The sequence below is a fragment of the Mycolicibacterium aurum genome (genome assembly GCF_900637195.1).
Taxonomy (GTDB): domain Bacteria; phylum Actinomycetota; class Actinomycetes; order Mycobacteriales; family Mycobacteriaceae; genus Mycobacterium; species Mycobacterium aurum.
Window position 1 is genome coordinate 4,152,508 of the sequence record NZ_LR134356.1, and the last position, 17,719, is coordinate 4,170,226.

The following is a 17,719-nucleotide window of genomic DNA, read 5'->3' on the forward strand; positions in this document are numbered from 1 at the left end:
CTCCCTAGCCCGACAGGTTGAAGTTGCCGTTGGAGCCGTAGATCGACAGCGACACCAGAAGCGTCACCGAGACCACCACCACCAGTGAGGTGCGCACGGCGTTGCCCACCGCGGCGCCCACACCGGAGGGCCCGCCCGAGGCGAAGTAACCGAAATAGGTGTGTACCAACAGGATCGCGATCGCCATCAACACTGCCTGCAGGAACGACCACAGCAGGTCGATCGGGTTGAGGAACGTGTCGAAGTAGTGGTCGTAGAGCCCGCCGGACTGGCCGAACAACACCACGGTGGTGAACTGCGACGCCACGAACGACAGGATCACCGCGATCGAGTACAGCGGGGTGATCGCGACCATGCCCGCCACGATGCGCGTGGACACCAGGTACTCCACCGGTCGGATGCCCATCGATTCGAGCGCGTCGATCTCCTCGTTGATCCGCATCGCCCCCAGCTGCGCGGTCACGCCGGCACCGAACGTCGCGGCCAACCCGATACCGGCGACCACCGGTGCGGCGATGCGCACGTTGATGAACGCGGCAAGGAACCCGGTCAGCGCCTCGATGCCGATGTTGCCCAGCGAGCTGTACCCCTGAATCGCCAAGGTGCCGCCGGCTGCCAGCGTCAGGAACCCGACGATCACGACGGTGCCGCCGATCATCGCCAACGTCCCTGCACCCATGGAAATCTCGGCGATCAGACGAATGATCTCCTTGCGGAAATGCACCGCCGCGTGCGGCACACCCGCGATCGCGCGGCCGTAGAACAACGTGTGATCACCGATGCGCGACAGCAGCGCCACCGGGCGGCCCGCATAGCCGACCAGCCGCGGGAACCGCGACCGCAACACCGTGGAGGTACCCATGCCCGCCCCTAGCCCGTCGTCATCCGGATACCGATGGCCGTGACGACCACGTTGATGACGAACAGCGCCATGAACGCGTACACCACCGTCTCGTTGACCGCGTTACCGACCGCCTTGGCGCCACCGCCGGTGATCGTCAGCCCGCGATAACAGGCCACCAACCCGGCGATCAACCCGAACAGCGCCGCCTTCACGCACGAGATGATCACCTCGGGCACACCGGTCAACAACGTGATGCCCGCGGCGAACGCGCCGGGGTTGACGTCCTGGACGAAGACCGAGAAGAAGTACCCGCCCAGGATCCCGATGATGACCACCAGGCTGTTGAGCAGCAGCGCCACCAGGCCCGCCGCCAGCATCCGCGGTGTCACCAGGCGCTGCACCGGATTGATGCCCAGCACCTCCATCGCGTCGATCTCTTCACGGATGGTGCGCGACCCCAGGTCGGCGCACATGGCCGTGGCGCCGGCGCCTGCCACGATGAGCACCGTGACCAGCGGCCCGACCTGGGTCACCGCACCGAAGGCCGCGCCGGCCCCGGACAGATCCGCCGCTCCCAGCTCGCGCAGCAGGATGTTCAGTGTGAACGACACGAGCACCGTGAACGGGATCGCCACCAACAGCGTGGGCGCCATCGACACCCTCGCCACGAACCAGCACTGCTCCAGGAACTCTCGCCACTGGAACGGACGCACGAACACGAACCGCACCGCGTCCAGCGCCATCGAGAAGAAGCCGCCGACAGCCGCCATCGCACCCGAGAAACCGTTGGGCAACGCGATACCCGTCGACCACCGCTCCGGCCCCTTAGCTGCCACTGGGGCCCTCCAAGATCGTCACAGCGGACACGGCGGTCGGACCGCCGATGTTGTGGGCCAGCGCGATTCGAGCGCCGTCGACCTGGTTGACCGCCTCGCCACGGAGTTGTGCGAACAGCTCGACGCACTGCGCGACGCCGGTGGCGCCGGGCGGGTGGCCCTTGGTCTTGAGCCCACCGCTGGGATTGACCGGGAGAGAGCCGCCGACGCTGGTCATGTCTGCCTCAAGAAGCTTGTAGCCGCCCATCCTCTCGGCGAAGCCTAGGTCCTCATAGCTCATCAACTCGATGCCGGTGAGGAAGTCGTGCACCTCGGCGACGTCGACGTCCCTGGGAGACAATCCCGCCATTGCGAAAGCCTGTTTGGCGGCCTTGGTGCTGGCCGGGAACGCGGTCAGATCAGCCTTGTGCTGATGCATCACCGAATCGAGCCCCAGCCCCACCCCGCGAATCCAAACCGGCCGGTCGGTGAACCGATCAACCACGTCCTCCGCGGCGATCACGAGCGCTGCGGCACCGTCACTCTGCGGCGCGCAGTCATATAGCCGGAACGGGGTCACCACCGTTGGTGCGTTCAGTGCCTGCTCCATCGTGATCTCAAAGCGCAGCCGCGCCTTCGGGTTGTTGACGCCATGTCGGTGGTTCTTGACGGCCACCATGGCTAAGTGTTCTTCAGTTGCCGGAGATTCGTGGAGATATCGACGAACATGTAAGGCAAATCCTGCGGGCGCCACCAGGCCGAGCGGGTAATCCCAGGCCATGTCGCGTGCCATGGCCTCCCATTCCCAGAGCATGTCGGCAGATGTGGTGTCGCGGAGCTTGTCCGCGCCCACCACGAGTGCCACGTCGATCGCCCCCGACGCGACGCCGAAGAGCGCATTGCGGATCGCGTCATGTCCGGTCGCACAGGAATTCTCGACCCGGGTGACAGGAAGGTCGGGCAGGCCGAGGGAGTCGGCGAGGATCCCGGACGGGAAGCCGTCGGCGGTGCCCATCGCGCCGAACCAGGCGGCCTGCAGATCCGACTTGTCCAATCCTTTGTCGACGGTGCCCGCGCACTCCGAGAACGCCATCGGCAGCAGGTCTTTGATGCCGAGGGCGAAGTGCTCGGCGAACGCCGTCATGCCGGCACCGACGATGGCGACGTTCCTCATGACCGGGTCCTCATGCTGCCGCCCCGTCCGGCTCGAACGCGTAGCCGTAGTCCGGTACACCCGACCGTACGGCCACCCGCCGGAGCGCCAACCGTCCGCGGTGGCCGATGTCGACCGTTCCCGGCGCCGCGCCGGTCACCTTGACCAGTGCGCGCACACCTACTCCGTCGAGTTCGACGATCACCAGCGAGTACGGCGTCCGCAGGCCGGGGACCGGGATGTGCACCGTGGTCTCGGTGTAGACCGTGCCGGTGCGCGGCAGTGGAACCAGTTCGTAATCGGTGGCCAGCGCACCATCGGCGCCGACCCGGTACCGCGGCGGGAAGTCCAGGTCGTCGGAGTCGGCGAATTGCCCTGCCTCCCATCGGACCTTCGCCTCGAAGGCGCGCTCGTAAGCGGCCAGGGAGATCGGGATGTCGGCGTCGGAGCCGGTGACCCCGTCGGGCATCGGGCGGGGCGGCGCCTCCCTGCGGTAGGTCGGCGCTGAGCCGCCGCTGACACTGATGCCCGACAGGATGGCCTGCTCGACCGCCACCAGCGGTCCCGTGGTGCCCCGCTCGGCCAGGCCCGCCAAGGCGAACAGGCTTGCGCTGGCCCCCATGGTCGGCAACGCAGGCGGCTCTCCGGTGCACAGTTCGGTGGCCCGCGCGTGATCGACGCCCGCGACGGCCACCGGGGTGTCCAGCCATGCCGCGGCGAGCGAGGCGACCAGGCCCCGCTCGTGCAACAACCGGGGATCCCCGTAGTCGTGCACGTCGCCGGTGGCGTTGCGGGTGCGCACCGGCAGACTGCGAGCGACCCGCGCGGCGGTCCGTACCTGCAGTCCGCGCTCGGCCGTCAGGATCGCGGCGGCCCCCGCCGGTGACAGGTCCGCCCCGATGATCAAGGTGCGGGGACGTGCCGAGCTGACGGCGTCGATGGTGGCGGGTGCGCCGCCGAGGCGCTCGTCGACCTCCAGCTCGGGATCCAGTCCGAGCCCGGCGAGCAGGACCGCCGCGTTGCTGCTTTCCAGCAGCGGCAGATCACGGCTGACGAGCACCACCCGCTCGACCGCGCCACCGGCAGTTAACGCAGCCCGGCCGGCCTCCACGGCCATCGTCACGGCGTCTTCGTCGTCGCCGGCGACCCGGTGCAGGGGCGTACCCCAACACGGCAGGTAAGTGCCGACGGACGCGACGGAAGGCATAGACAAATCTCCAGGTATGTGGACGACGGGATCAGGTGACGGCGCCGACGGTCTTGAGCTCGATGATCCGATCCCAATCCAGCCCGAGTTCGGCCAGGATGTCGTCGGTCTGCTCGGCGAAGCCGGGCGCGGGACCCGATTCCGGTGCGGCGACGTCGAACTGCACCGGGTTGGCGACCAACTCCAATTCTCCTGCCTGAACCAGGTATTCGTTGGCGCGGATCTGCGCGTCCTCGGCCGCCTGCAGGGTGTCCTGCACCGGCGCCCACGGCCCGGCCAGGGTTGCGAAGCGTTCGCTCCACTCCGTGAGGGGACGCTTGGCCATCGCGTCGGCCAGGATCTCGGCGGCCACCGCGGTGTTCTCGGCGATCGACTCGGCGGTCGCGAACCGGGGGTCGTCGGCCAGCTCGTCGAGATCCATGTGCGCGCACACGTCGGCCCAGAACTTGGTGGGCTGCATCATCACGAAGGAGATGTAGCGGTCGTCGGCGGTGGCATAGAGCCCGACGAGCGGGTTGATCGGTGAGCCGTGCACGCCGGGCGGGAACGCTTCCATGCGCTGCCCGAGGTGGGTGGTCAGGGCCACCGTGTGCCCCAGCGACCACAGTCCGCTGCCCAGCAGCGAGACGTCGACCACCGACGGCTCGCCGGTGCGCTCCCGCTTCAGCAGCGCGGCAGCGATGCCGCCCGCCAGGTTCGTACCCGAGATGGTGTCGCCGTAGGCCGGCCCGGGCGGACCGACCATGCCGGGCGTGCCCGGTGGGGTGATCGTCGCCGCGGTGCCCGCACGGCACCAGAACGCGGTCATGTCGTAGCCGCCCTTGACCGACTCCGCGCCACGCGGGCCCAGTGCACTGCCTCGCGCGTAGACGATCCCGGGATTGACGGCGCGAATGTCGTCGACATCGATGCCGAACTTCTGCCGGTGACCGGGCAGGAAGCTGGTGAGAAAAACGTCGGACCGGCGGGCGAGCTCGAGCAGGATGTCGCGCCCCTCCGGCACGGACATGTCCAGCCCGATGCTTCGCTTGAGTCGGTTGGCGTGCTCGATGTTCGGGTTGGGGTCACCTTCGACGCGGAGCAGCCCGGTCTGGCGGAGGCCGCGTTGCGGATCACCGGTGACGGCGTGCTCCACCTTGATCACGTCGGCACCCCATTCCGCGAGGACGGCGCCTGCCGACGGGACGAAGCCGTACATCGCGACCTCGAGGATCTTGATTCCGTCCAGTGGCTTGCTCATCGCTGCTTTCTCCTCTTCGCGCGAGCGCTCATCGCTGCTGTCTCCTCTTCGCGCGAGCGCTCATCCGCCGGCCGTCGTCTCCGGGACGACGACAGCGAACGTCTTGCTCTCCAGGAACTCCTCCAGCCCGGCCCGGCCCATCTCGCGGCCGATGCCCGACTGCTTGAAACCACCGAACGGGCTGTCGGGGCTGAAGTAGTTGCCGCCGTTGATCGAGAACGTGCCCGTCCTGATCCGGCGGGCTACGGACAGCGCCCGCTCCTCGCTGCCGAACACCGCTCCCGAGAGCCCGTAGATGGAGTCGTTCGCGATACGGACCGCGTCGTCGTCATCCTCGTAGGCGATCACCACCAACACGGGGCCGAAGACCTCTTCCTGGGCGATCTCACTGCCGGGATCGACATCGGCCAACAGGGTCGGGGTGTAGAAGAACCCCGGGTCCACCTTCTCGCCGCCCGTCACCAGGGTGGCGCCCGCCTCGACGGCACGCTGGACCAAGCCGTCGACCTTGTCGCGCTGCCTGGCACTGATCAACGGCCCCATGTAGGTGCCCTGCGCGGTCGGATCGCCGTACCTCACCAACCCGAAGTTGGTCTTGACCAGCTCGACGATCTCGTCCTTGTGCTTCTTGGGCACGAGGAGCCGCGACGTCAGTGCGCAACCCTGACCGGCGTGGGTGACCATGCTGAACGCCGAAAACAGTGCGGCGGTGCCGAAGTCGGCGTCGTCGAGGACGATCGCGGCCGACTTGCCACCCAGTTCGAGGAACACCTTCTTCAGTGTCTGGCTGGCGGCAGCCATGATCGCGCGGCCAGTCGGTGTGGATCCGGTGAAGGTGACCATGTCGACGTCGGGACTCGTGGTCAGTGCGGCGCCGACGGCCGGGTCCGCACCGGAGAGGACGTTGACGACCCCCGCCGGGATGTCGGTGTGGTTGGCGATCAGCTCGCCGAGCGCCAGCGTGATCAGCGGGGTGTCCGGTGCGGACTTGAGCACCACGGTGCACCCGGCGGCCAGCGCCGGAGCCAGCTTGGCCAGCGCCAGCTGATTGGGATAGTTGTAGGCGATGATCGCTGCCACCACGCCTGCGGGTTCTTTCTCCACCCAGCGGTGGTGCTGCATTCCGCGGCTTTCGATGTTGCCGAGATCCTCGGTCAGCGGGTAGGTCTTCGCCAGCTCGGCGTAGTACCGCACGATCTCGATCGGCTGGTCCAGTTGCGCGCCCTGGCACAGCGCCGGGGTGGCGCCGACCTCGGCGATCGTCAGAGCCGCGAGCTCGTCGCGGTGCTCGACCAACACCTGATGAAGCTGTTCGAGGCAACGGACTCTCAGCTCGACGTCGGTGGACCACTCCCCCGAGTCGAATGCGTGTCGCGCCGCGGCCACGGCCGCCTCGGCGTCGGCGACGGTCGCATCCGGCGCGTGCCCGATCACCTCACCGGTCGCCGGATTGAGCGACGGGAACGTCCGCTCAGCATCGAGCAGCCGCCCACCGATCAGCAGACGCCCGCTCACGCCCCCCACTGAGATGTCGGCCCCCACGACGCCGCTGCGGTCACCCGAGATCGTGGCTGTTTCCTGCATCATCCTCCTCGGATGGCCGCGTCCTGGCGGCTCGATGTGGGCTTGATTTGGGCTTATGTGATGGAAACTGCATTCTCATCCCCGGCGAATCATACATTCGTGAGATGAGAACTCAAGAGAATGCCAAGAACGCCCGCTGCCTGCGGGAAACGATGCGACAATCCACGGTCAAACGTCTCACCAGTGCGAATGGCACGGCACTCATGTCTTGCGATCCTGCATAATGCGAGAGTACGGTTCTCATAATCGGAAGGACGATTCTTGATGGCTGGGCACACGGCTGGAGCCGACGCGTGAAGAACGCAGTAGTAACTGGTGGCGCGTCGGGTATCGGAGCCGCCGTGGCGGAGCGTCTGCGCGCGGACGACATTCGCGTCGCGGTACTCGATCTCAACCCCGGCGACGAGAAGTTCTCCTACGCCGTCGACGTCACGGACCGGTCGGCGATCGATGCTGCAATGGACGCGATCCACACCGAGCTCGGTCCGGTGACGGTGCTCGTCAACGCCGCCGGACTGGATCGCTTCAAGAAGTTCATCGACCTGAGCTTCGACGAATGGCAGAAGGTCATCGACGTCAATCTCAACGGCGTCTTCCACTGCACTCAAGCCGTGCTGCCCGACATGATCGAGGCCGGCTGGGGACGCATCGTCAACATCTCGTCGTCAAGCACTCACTCGGGCCAGCCGTTCATGTCGCCCTACGTCGCGGCCAAATCGGCGGTCAACGGCCTCACCAAGTCCCTGGCACTGGAGTACGGCCCCGACGGAATCACCGTCAACGCCGTCCCGCCCGGATTCATCGATACCCCGATGCTGCGGAAGGCTGAGCAGCGGGGCTTCCTCGGCGACACTCAGAAGCAGATCAACGAGACACCGGTGCGCCGCATGGGCCGTCCGGAAGACATCGCCGCCGCATGCGCCTTCCTGATCTCCGAGGAAGCCAGTTACATCACCGGGCAGATCCTGGGCGTCAACGGCGGCCGGAACACCTAGCGAGCCAGCAGATCCACCGAAAGGACGACGATTCATGGGACGTGTGCAAGGCAAGGTCGCCTTCATCACCGGGGCGGCACGCGGACAGGGTCGCAGCCACGCGGTGCGCCTGGCCGAAGAGGGCGCCGACATCATCGCAGTGGATCTGTGCGAGAACGTCGACACCATCGGCTATCCGATGGCCACCCCCGAAGACCTCGACGAGACAGCCGCTTTCGTCGAGAAGACCGGCCAGCGCATCGTCACGGCCAAGGCCGACGTCCGCGATGCCGCGCAGCTGAAGAAGGCCCTCGAAGACGGCATCGCCCAGTTCGGCGGCGTGGACATCGTGGTCGCGCAGGCCGGCATCGCGGGGATGAAGGGCAACCCGCCGATGCAGGCGTGGACAGACGTGATCAACACCAATCTGATCGGCACCATCAACGCCATCCAGGTTGCACTGCCCCACCTCAAGGAGGGCGCGTCGATCGTGGCCACCGGCTCCACCGCCGCGCTGATGGACGCGCACAACAAGCCGAACCCCGGTGGCGATCCGGGCGGCATGGCCTACATGACGTCCAAACGGCTGCTCTCCCAATACGTCCACGATCTGGCCACCGAGCTGGCGGTACGCGGCATCCGGGCCAACGTCGTGCATCCGACGAACTGCAATACCGACATGCTGCAGAGCCCGCCGATGTACAAGTCCTTCCGTCCGGATCTGGAGAACCCGACGCGGGCCGACGCCGAACCCGTCTTCGGTGTGCAGCAGGCGATGAAGGTCAACTTCATCGAGCCGGAGGACATCAGCAACGCCATCCTGTGGCTGGTATCCGACGAGGCCCGCTACGTCACCGGAATGCAGTTGCGGGTGGACGCGGGTGGCTATCTGAAGTGGTACGACTACCACGCTTAGGGAGGAACGCCGTGAAGGTTCGGGTTGACTCACAGCGGTGCCAGGGGCACACGCTCTGCGCGATGATCGCGCCGGATTCCTTCGAGCTCAGCGATATCGACGGGACCGCCTCCCCGGTGGACGAAGTGGTTCCGGCAGCTCAGCAGGACGCGGTTCGCGAGGCTGCGCAGTCCTGCCCGGAGCAGGCCATCTCGATCGAGGAATGACAACAGTTCGTGGTTTCGGTGTAGCTGGTCGCTCCCAGCGCGACCAACGACACCGGAATCGGATTAGTTAGGGAGACAGCGCTTTGAGTGTCGACGACGTCGTGAACGGCACCGCCGACGACAGCCACCGCACCAGCACCTACCACTTCGACCGGCATACGCCCGAGTACCGGCTGCAATTCGAGAAGATCACCGAGGAGATGCAGCGCAAGTGTCCGTTGGCGTGGACGGACACCTACGACGGGCACTGGGTTGCCGCGGACAGCAAGCACGTCTTCGAGCTCGCCCGCTGCCCCGCGGTGTCCAACCACCACGACATCAGCGGTGAGACGCCGTTCAAGGGCATCACCATCCCGAAAGCCAGTCGCGCCACCGTCGTTCGTGGCGGCATCCTCGAGATGGATGAGCCCGAGCACAGCGCCTATCGCGGCGCACTGAATCCCTATCTCTCGCCGGCGGCGATCAAGCGCTGGGAGCCCTTCGTCGACGAGATCACCCGCGCCGCCCTCGACGAACACATCGAATCGGGCCGCATCGATTTCGTCGAAGACCTCGCCAACGTCGTACCGGCGGTGTTCACGCTGGCGATGATGGGCATCGACCTCAAGAAGTGGAACGTCTACAGCGAGCCCACTCACGCCTCGGTGTACACCCCCGAACACGCCCCGGAACGCGAGAAGATCAACGAGCAGCACCGGGACATGGGCATCGACCTGATCACCAACATGATGGAGATCCGCGAGAACCCCCGGCCCGGGCTGGTCAATGCGTTGCTGCAGTTGCGCATCGACGGCGAGCCGGCTCCTGACATGGAGATCCTGGGCAACCTGGGGTTGATCATCGGCGGAGGGTTCGACACCACGACGGCACTCACCGCGCACGCGCTGGAGTGGCTCGGCGAGCACCCCGAGGAGCGAGGCAGGCTCAGTCGGGAACGCGACAAGTTGTTGCACCCCGCCACCGAGGAGTTCCTCCGCTTCTTCACACCGGCCCCCGGCGACGGACGGACCTTCGCCGAGGATGTCGAGGTCGCGGGCCAGCAGTTCAAGCAGTTCGAGCGGCTGTGGTTGTCGTGGGCGATGGCCAACCGCGACCCGTCGGTGTTCGAGAACCCCAACGAGATCGTGATGGACCGTAAAGGTAACCGGCACTTCAGCTTCGGCATCGGTGTACATCGCTGCGTCGGTTCCAACGTCGCGCGCACCGTGTTCAAGTCGATGCTCACCGCGGTGCTCGACCGGATGCCCGACTATGTATGCGACCCGGAGGGCACCGTGCACTACGACACCATCGGCGTCATCCAGGGCATGCGAAACCTGCCCGCCACGTTCACCCCGGGCACACCGCAGGGACCTGGACTGGACGAGACACTCGACAAGCTGCAACGGATCTGCGACGAGCAGGAGCTGGCCCGGCCCATCACCGAGCGCAAAGACGCCGCCGTCATCGACTAGGCGCTGATCTCGCCCGTGATTCGCGGGGAGGTGGTTCGATGTGTAGCGGCGGAAGTTGGGAGGACGAGCGATGAAGCTCAGCAAGATCGGTGCGGTGTCAGCGGCCCTGATGGCGACGGCGACCCTCCTCGCGCCGCCTTCGAATGCCGGCATGCAGCTGGGGAACTACGACCTGTGGACCAACAGGTATACGCAGGCTTCATGGTTCTGGTTCGTGAGTCTCTGCATCCCTGAGAAGTCCCCCGACTGCATCAATGTCGCCGCCCGCCCCCGGCTGAAGTTCTACGAGTACTACGAGAGCAAAGCCTGGCTGGTCGACGGCCGCTACACGTTCACCGTCGACGTGCCGGACGGGTTGCGGTGCTTCGGGTACAACATGCCGACCCGGGAGACCTACTCGTGGGACGCCGTCACCCTGGTCGGGACCATCGACTCGAAGTTCGACGTCGGTTGTTCCAACGGCCCGCCGGGAAGCCAGTTCTGGACGTTCAAGCTCCAACGCCTCTGACCTTCCGCGAGCGTGCGTGTCTGCAGGCGACACGCCGCGCCAATCCCGCATTTCACGCACGCTCGCCGCGCCCCCGCGGTTCAGAGCAAGGAGTAGCGCTGCCGGACTGCGGTGAATCGTGTCCACATCTGGGCGGTCCGCTCGTCGGCAGTGACGGTCGCGGTGTCTGCGGGAAGCACAGCGGTCAGGTCGTCGTGCTTGACCACCTCGGCACGCAATACCGCGGGAGAGCCCTCGAGCATGTGCCGGTAGGTGAGGTTGCCGCGGTGAAAGCCCTGGGTGTCCATCCAGTTCTGCACCCCCGGGTCGGTGTGGGCGAGGACCACCCTGACCTTGCCGTCGGAGTCGATGCTCGTGCGGCTGGGCGTGTAGCTGACCGGCCGGTACAGGAAATCCATGCTGTTGAAGAAGACGCCCATATTGGTGAGCATCCACAACCCCTCGTGGGCATCGAACTCGACGACGAGGGCCTCGTCGGCGGCCAGCTTCCAGTGCATGTTCGCCGCGGCACGACCACGCAGCACATCGTCTCCCGCCGTCGCGGCCGCCGGGAATGTGTTCGGCTGTTCGGCGTCGACTCCCCCGTAGGTGAACGGGTACTCGGGCCAGTCATCCATCACTGCAGTGACGAACTCGCCGGCCCACGCGATGGCATCAAGCATCTCGTCGGAGGTCGGCAGCGGTTTGGGTGCTGCCATGTCCACCCGCTCGATGCGTAGCCGGGCGGGCTGCTCGTCCCAGGAGTCGAAGCCCTGCCGGATGAAGATCTTGCGCGAGCCTGCCGTGGTGGGTAACCAGTTCGGACCGCGTTGCGCTCCACCCACATACACCTCGACCATGCCGTCGGGGTCCACCGTGAGCGCTCCGCCGAGCAGGTTCGCCTCGGGCACATCACCGAAGGGCTCGTGCAGCACCCCCGGCCCGCTGGGTCGCGGGCCCTGGACGGTGATGTTGATGAACCGCGCCGTCCCGCGCTCCCCGATGATCCGGTAGGTCGATTCGCCGTCGATCCACGCCTGCTGATAGGTGAAATCGGCGCAGTCACCGCCCAGTTTGCGGGTGGGCCCGCAGAATGCGTGCAGGGCCGGGTAACGGGTGTCCCTGGTCTCCAGCGCCAGATCGAACGCCTGGCCCAGGTTCTGCGTGAGGAATCGCAGGGCGTCGACGCGATGCGTCGACGTCGCGGGGTTGTCGGCCTTGAACACCTGCGCGCCCGCGACGCTGAGCTTCTCGCAGAACACCTTCCACGCGCCATAGAGTGCCTCGTCGTCGGGTCCGTCTCCGAACGCCATCGGGCTACCCACCCTCCGCAATGTGGGAAAGCATCGCCGAGACCGTCAAGCATGCGCGCGTGGCTGCCTCCAGCCGTCCCTCCCGCTCGATCCTCGGCCCGATCAGCTCGAGGTCGAAACCGTGCGGATATCCACCTGCGAGCACCTGGGCCACGAGAGGTTCGATCGGGATCGAGCCGTCGCCGGGGACCGCACGGGCGGGCAGCGCCCGGTCACCGAGCACATAGTCGCTGAGCTGGATCAGCTCGGTGCGGGGCAGGGCTCGATCGACGAGGGCGGGCAGGTGTGCCTCGGTCCAGCAGTGGAACACGTCGATGCAGACGCCGAGATCTGCCCGCTCGGCGAGCTCGACCGTGTCCCTCAGCGAGTGGGCGATGTGGATGTCGGCATACAGTCCCGAAGCGTTCTCGATCGCCAGCGCCACCCCCGCCTCCCGCGCATCGCCGACACAGGGCCGGACCGCTTCGCAGAACCTGTCGGCGGCGTCCTGCCATGTGCGGTCTTCCCGCCCGCCGGTCAGCATGTACACCACTCGGGCGCCCACCCCGGCGGCCGCCTCGATCACCCGGCGCAGCCCGTCGGCCGTGTCGAACAGATGGAACACCGATTCCACCGAAACGCCCTGCCTCGACAGCGTTCTCACCACAGCGGGGTCGGACAGCTGCGTGTCGATGAGGCTGAGCCGGCGTAACCCGATGGACTCCCAGTGCGAACACAGCTCATCCGTCCGCGACCCGGAGAACGTCACGCTGTGGACAGACAGGCGTTCGTCGGGCTCGGGCATCTCAATCGCGCTTCTCGACGTCGACACCGAAACGGTCCCGGAACGGCCGGAACTCCTCGTGCAGCGCGTCAAGGTCTTCCCCGATGTCGGTGAGCAGCCGCGTCGAGTACCGGAACTTGCCGTGGCGATCGCCCTTGTTGGCGGCCAGATAGTCGCGCATCCGCGTCTCCGCTGCGCCGACCAACATTCTGCCGCAGAAGTCGTAGTAGCCACGCACCGTCCCCACCGGGTCAGCGACGAAGTCCGTGTACCGGACATGCCTGATCCGCGGGTCGCTCACGAGTGGGTTCGTCATCGTGTTCGCGACGCTCGCGCGCGTCAGCTCCAGGTGCATTTTCGCCGCGGCATGCAGGTCTACCGGCCCGACGATGCCTTCCAGGATGTCGGCCATCATCATCGTGCGCGACGCCGCCACCTGCACCGGATCGCGGTGCAACCACAGCAGCCGCGCGTCAGGGTAGGTGGCGAAGAGCTCGGCAAGCCTGAAGCCGTGGAAGCCCTTGAGAACCCAGTACTTCCGCGGCCGGTTGTACTGGAACTGCTGCAGCATCGCCCGGTGGATGCGGTACTGCGCCGGCGGATCCGTCGGGAGTCCGCCGACCACCGTCTGCATCGGAACCCGCCACCACGCCGTCGGCGTCATGACCCGGAAGTCGAACGCCCACGTGCGCTCGTCCTCGGGGAGCCCGTCGCCGAGCATGTCGTTGTACGGATGACTGTGCAGCCATTTCGGTAACTTCGCATTGATCTCGCGCCAGTCGGCGTCGGCGCGTGCCCGGCGGGCATCGTCGGGTCCGGTGACACCGGGCGGTGGCGATGGGTACATCACCTCCCAGAAGCGCAGCGCGCGGGCGTCCGGGTCGACCGACATCAGCGCATGCATCAACGTTGTGCCCGAACGGGGTTCACCGGTGACGAACATCGGACTGTCGATGATCTCGTCCGCGACGGGATACCTCTCGCGGTCGGCGAAGAACTCCAGCCGGGTGGTGAGCAACCAGTGGCACACGTCGGCGGCTCGGCGGCGCCCGTGCGAATCCATGCCCAGATCGTTGAGGAGGTCGACCGCCGCGCCGAAGCGTCGGGCAAGTGAGGGGTCACCGTAGTCGGTCAGACCAGTCTCGGTTTCTGCCCGGGCGAGCATGGCCCCGGCATCCAACAGTGCGCTCATTCGACGCTCCCGCACAACGACAACAACGCGTCCTCTGCATCTGCAACGTTGCGGGCTGACGCGGCAGCGTAGTTCAGCCCGGCCATCGCCCCGTAGTCCAGGATCTTCGGTACCCTCAGGCCCGCGTCGACGTAGTCCTTGACCACTCGGGCCACCTGCGCGGGCGTGCCGTGGGGCACCATCGCCAGGATCATCTCCGGCTCGACGCGGTCGAGAAAGTCGACGAGGCGCTCCCGGGTCAGCGCACCGGGATCGATGTCGTGGAAACCGCCCCAGTCCGCACCCATCGGGTGTTCGAAGCCGAACGCGTCCAACACCTGCGCCGACACCTGGAGCAAGAACGACTTCACCAACGGCGCCTGCAGCACCTCCGCGAGTTCGGCTTCGTCACGCCCCATCACGCAGACCTGGATGAAGCACGGTGTGATCCCGTCGGGATCCCGGTCCGCGCGCTCCGCGGAAGCCTTGACCCGCGAGAGCTTTTCGGCGTAATCGTCCGGTGTCCACGCGCCGGCGGGCCACCATCCGTCGGCGTAGCGGCCGGCGATGTCCAACGAGCGCGGTCCGCTGGCCCCGATCCAGATCGGCGGCACGCGTCCTTCGTAGGGTTCGGTATCGAGCCGGGCGTGGCGGAGCCGGAAGAATCGGCCGTCGAAGTCGACGGGCCCGGCGCTGTCCCAGAGCAACCGGATCACGTGCAGCGCCTCTTCGAATCGACCTACGGGACGGCTGAAGTCGAAGCCGTAGGGGACGATGTTCTCACTCTCTCCGCTGCCGAGCCCGAGCACGAACCTGCCCTTGGAGAGATGGTCGATGGTCAGCGCGCTCTGCGCGAGAGACGCCGGATGGCGGCGCACGGTGTCGACGACGCTGGTGACCAGCGGCACGTTCTCGGTCAGCACCGCGGCCGCAGCCGCCACCGCCATGCCGTCGAGGTGGCGATGGGGCGACGGCGACGCGACGGCCAGGTCGGTGAACTCCGGCGTCCAGATCGAGTCCGGCCAGAAGCTGACCATGTGGTCGGGTAACCAGATGGAGTGGTAGCGCCCGCTGTCGAGCCGGTCCAGCTGCCCGAGGTCCAGCGGCAGCGTGGTCCGCAGGAACGCAGCGGGCTGAACCACCATGTCCGCGGCTATCGTCGCGGCAGACCCAGCACCTGCTGGGCAATGATGTTGCGCTGGATCTCCGAGGTACCGCCCGCGATCGTGCCGCCGAAACTTCGGCAGTAGCGCTCGAACCAGCTGGCGAAGTAGTGGTCGAGATTCATGTGCGCGTAGGGACCCGACGTCGCGGGGTGGACGAGGCCTTCGGGGCCGGCGGCTTCCAAAGCAAGACCCTCGACCCGCTGCTCAGCCTCTGCGCCAAGCAGTTTCGGGATGGACACCGACGCCACATCGACTTCGCCGCGTGCCGCCTTGGCGATGCCCACCGATCCGAGCAGACGCAGCGCCTCGTAGTCCATGATGCTAGTGGCCAGCGCATCGCGCTCCAGGACGTCCTTGGGTCGAAAGTCCGCGATGGTGTTGGCGATCCGATCCGCGAAGCCCAGCCACATCATCGTGCGTTCGTGTCCGAGTGAGCCGTTGGCGACCCCCCACCCTCCGTTGAGCGGGCCGACGAGGTTCTCGACGGGCACTCGGACATCGGTGAAGAACACCTCGTTGAAGTCCAGATTCTCGAGTCCGGTCATGTCGGCGAACGGCCGGCATACCACGCCGTCGAGGTCGGTGGGGATCAGCAGCACGCTGATTCCCTTGTGTTTCGGTGCGTCCGGGTCGGTCCGCACGAACGTGAGCAGGAAGTCGGCGTCGTGGGCGCCGGAGGTCCACACCTTCTGCCCGTTGACGACGAAGTGGTCGCCTTCTGAATCCGTCGAGCGAACGGCTTTGGTGCGCAGCGACGCCAGATCGGATCCCGCGCTGGGTTCGCTCATACCGAGGGAGGCGGTGCGCTCGCCCCGCAGCACCGGCACCGCCCACGTGTGCTTCTGTTCCTCGGATCCGAAGGTCAGCAGTGAGGCGGCGATGATGTTGACGCCCTGCGGGTTGAAGCTGTGGTAGATCCGTCGACGGCACAGTTCCTCGGCGTGCACGAATGTCTGCAGCACAGTGGCGTTTCGGCCGCCGAACTCAGGTGGCTGCGCGGGAAGCAGCCAGCCGTTGTCGAACAGCAGCCGCTGCCAGTCGCGCGCCCATTGCGGCATGTGCGACACCGACCGCGGACGCTCCAGAGTCTGAGACGGTGACGGGGTGTGCTCGTCGAGGAAGGCGGAGAACTCGGCTCGGAATTCCTCGACGTCGGAGTCGAAAGCCAGCTGCATTACAGATCCCTTCCGTATTCCTCCGCGATCAACGCCCGGTGCTCAGGGGCACCGCCGAGCAGGAATTCGCCTGCCTTGGCCCGCTTGAGCGCGAACTGCAGGTCGTTCTCCCAGGTGAATCCCATGGCACCGAAGAGCTGGATCCCGTGCCGGAAGACCAGGGCCTGACACTCCCCTGCCGAAGCCTTCGCCATCGCCGCGGCCAGGCGGCGGCGCGGGTCGTCCGCGGCGATGGTCAGCGCCGCGAAGTACGAGAGCGCCCGTGCGCGCTCGATCGCGACATACATGTCGGTTGCCTTGTGCTGGACGGCCTGGAAGGTGCCGATCGCCACCCCGAACTGCTGGCGGCTCTTCGCGTGCTCCAGCACGAGATCCAGAATGCGTTGGCACGCGCCGACCATCGTGATGGCCATGCCCATCAGCGCGACGTGGCGCGCGCGCTCGGTGTCGGCGGGCACACGGTCGGAATCGAGGACGTGAACGCCGGTCAACGAGACCTCGGCCACGTGGAGCACCGGGTCGAAGACCTCGACGCGCCTGGTGGTGACGGTGCCGGGGTCGGCGCGCAGATCGACACAGAAGACTCCGGCCGGCGTCACGACGGCGAGGCGTTCCGCACGGTCGCCATCGAGGACGAAGCGGTCGGTTCCGGAAAGCACCCAGCCGTCGGCGTCGCGGATCGCGGACACCCCTGAATACACTGCGGCGCCGGCGCCGGTGGGCTCGAAGCGATCCCCGACCAGGGGTGCGAACTGCGTCAGCGTCGCCAGGAACGGCGTCGGGTCGGTGGCCCGTCCGAGCTCTTCGAGCACTATTGCAAGCTCGACGGCGTTTTCGGATTCGGTCAGCTCCGTCCACCCCGCGTCGAGATAGCTCTGCCACAGAGGCGCGGGATCGACGCCGTTCTCGGCGATATCGCGGATCAGCGACGCGGGACACTGCTTGGACACCGCGTCACGCACAGTCTCTTGCCATAGCCGCTGATCAGCGTCGAACTCGAGTAACACCCGCATGCCTCCTGTGGCCGTCCGTGCGAATGAGAATAGCATTCTCATTCACGGTGTCATCGTTCTCGCCGAGTGGGTATGCATTTTCAGGTGAACAACGGTGAGTACACGCCCAGCGAGGGCTCCTACCAGGGCTGACTTTAAGCATGATGCTGGAGAACAGAATTCTTGCTATAGAAGAACAACGATCTACACTGGGGTCATCGTCGGTCGCGCTTTCGGCCGCGCGGATGTGAAGGACGGA

Annotated in this window: 17 protein-coding genes; 5 read left to right on the forward strand and 12 right to left on the reverse strand. The window is 66.5% G+C overall.

The features are described 5' to 3' along the window. Positions 1 to 4: 4 nt before the first annotated feature. The 6 genes from EL337_RS19345 to EL337_RS19370 are packed head-to-tail and all read right to left on the reverse strand — an operon-like array spanning position 5 to position 6,843. Complete coding sequence (locus EL337_RS19345) at positions 5 to 862, reverse strand: MlaE family ABC transporter permease (protein WP_048631994.1); 858 nt, start codon at positions 860 to 862, stop codon at positions 5 to 7. Positions 863 to 870: 8 nt separating this feature from the next. Beyond that, complete coding sequence (locus tag EL337_RS19350) at positions 871 to 1,680, reverse strand: MlaE family ABC transporter permease (protein ID WP_048631993.1); 810 nt, start codon at positions 1,678 to 1,680, stop codon at positions 871 to 873. Further along, on the reverse strand, positions 1,670 to 2,833 hold the full coding sequence (locus EL337_RS19355) for a thiolase C-terminal domain-containing protein (protein WP_048631992.1): 1,164 nt from the start codon (positions 2,831 to 2,833) through the stop codon (positions 1,670 to 1,672). The genes EL337_RS19350 and EL337_RS19355 overlap by 11 nt, the downstream gene beginning before the upstream one ends. 10 nt (positions 2,834 to 2,843) lie before the next feature. Continuing rightward, complete coding sequence (locus EL337_RS19360) at positions 2,844 to 4,019, reverse strand: OB-fold domain-containing protein (RefSeq protein ID WP_048631991.1); 1,176 nt, start codon at positions 4,017 to 4,019, stop codon at positions 2,844 to 2,846. A 31-nt stretch (positions 4,020 to 4,050) separates the two neighbouring features. Next, positions 4,051 to 5,259 carry a CaiB/BaiF CoA transferase family protein gene (locus EL337_RS19365; protein WP_048631990.1) on the reverse strand — a complete coding sequence of 403 codons (1,209 nt, stop codon included), beginning with the start codon at positions 5,257 to 5,259 and terminating at the stop codon, positions 4,051 to 4,053. Between the two features lie 60 nt (positions 5,260 to 5,319). Further along, on the reverse strand, positions 5,320 to 6,843 hold the full coding sequence (locus tag EL337_RS19370) for an aldehyde dehydrogenase family protein (RefSeq protein ID WP_048632144.1): 1,524 nt from the start codon (positions 6,841 to 6,843) through the stop codon (positions 5,320 to 5,322). Between the two features lie 293 nt (positions 6,844 to 7,136). On the opposite strand from EL337_RS19370, the gene EL337_RS19375 reads away from it, so the two are divergent. From EL337_RS19375 to EL337_RS19395, 5 genes are all read left to right on the forward strand, one after another. After that, the gene (locus EL337_RS19375; RefSeq protein WP_048631989.1) at positions 7,137 to 7,838 is read left to right on the forward strand and encodes an SDR family NAD(P)-dependent oxidoreductase; all 702 of its coding nucleotides are present in this window, start codon (positions 7,137 to 7,139) and stop codon (positions 7,836 to 7,838) included. A 34-nt stretch (positions 7,839 to 7,872) separates the two neighbouring features. Then, positions 7,873 to 8,733, forward strand: coding sequence for a mycofactocin-coupled SDR family oxidoreductase (locus EL337_RS19380; protein WP_048631988.1), 861 nt, complete (start codon positions 7,873 to 7,875; stop codon positions 8,731 to 8,733). 11 nt (positions 8,734 to 8,744) lie between these two features. Continuing rightward, on the forward strand, positions 8,745 to 8,939 hold the full coding sequence (locus EL337_RS19385; protein WP_048631987.1) for a ferredoxin: 195 nt from the start codon (positions 8,745 to 8,747) through the stop codon (positions 8,937 to 8,939). Positions 8,940 to 9,022: 83 nt separating this feature from the next. Next, positions 9,023 to 10,393 (forward strand): cytochrome P450, encoded by a 1,371-nt coding sequence (locus EL337_RS19390; protein ID WP_048631986.1) that lies wholly within the window; start codon positions 9,023 to 9,025, stop codon positions 10,391 to 10,393. A gap of 70 nt (positions 10,394 to 10,463) precedes the next feature. Beyond that, on the forward strand, positions 10,464 to 10,901 hold the full coding sequence (locus EL337_RS19395; protein WP_048631985.1) for a hypothetical protein: 438 nt from the start codon (positions 10,464 to 10,466) through the stop codon (positions 10,899 to 10,901). A gap of 80 nt (positions 10,902 to 10,981) precedes the next feature. On the opposite strand, the gene EL337_RS19400 is transcribed toward EL337_RS19395, so the two are convergent. From EL337_RS19400 to EL337_RS19425, 6 genes are read right to left on the reverse strand one after another with little or no spacing between them, the layout of a single operon-like run. Beyond that, a complete protein-coding gene (locus EL337_RS19400) occupies positions 10,982 to 12,193 on the reverse strand; it encodes a DUF1214 domain-containing protein (RefSeq protein WP_048631984.1) in 1,212 nt (403 codons plus the stop codon). Between the two features lie 4 nt (positions 12,194 to 12,197). Further along, positions 12,198 to 12,977, reverse strand: a complete 780-nt coding sequence (locus tag EL337_RS19405; RefSeq protein WP_048631983.1) for a sugar phosphate isomerase/epimerase family protein — start codon at positions 12,975 to 12,977, stop codon at positions 12,198 to 12,200. A 1-nt stretch (position 12,978) separates the two neighbouring features. Then, positions 12,979 to 14,148 (reverse strand): sulfotransferase family protein, encoded by a 1,170-nt coding sequence (locus tag EL337_RS19410; RefSeq protein ID WP_048631982.1) that lies wholly within the window; start codon positions 14,146 to 14,148, stop codon positions 12,979 to 12,981. Further along, positions 14,145 to 15,272, reverse strand: a complete 1,128-nt coding sequence (locus EL337_RS19415) for an LLM class flavin-dependent oxidoreductase (RefSeq protein ID WP_048631981.1) — start codon at positions 15,270 to 15,272, stop codon at positions 14,145 to 14,147. Before EL337_RS19415 ends, EL337_RS19410 begins: the two co-directional genes overlap by 4 nt. Before the next feature lie 8 nt (positions 15,273 to 15,280). Beyond that, positions 15,281 to 16,468, reverse strand: coding sequence for an acyl-CoA dehydrogenase family protein (locus EL337_RS19420; RefSeq protein ID WP_048631980.1), 1,188 nt, complete (start codon positions 16,466 to 16,468; stop codon positions 15,281 to 15,283). Further along, entirely contained in the window at positions 16,468 to 17,475 is a 1,008-nt protein-coding gene (locus tag EL337_RS19425) for an acyl-CoA dehydrogenase family protein (RefSeq protein ID WP_048632143.1), read from the reverse strand. The genes EL337_RS19420 and EL337_RS19425 overlap by 1 nt, the downstream gene beginning before the upstream one ends. Positions 17,476 to 17,719 lie beyond the last annotated feature (244 nt).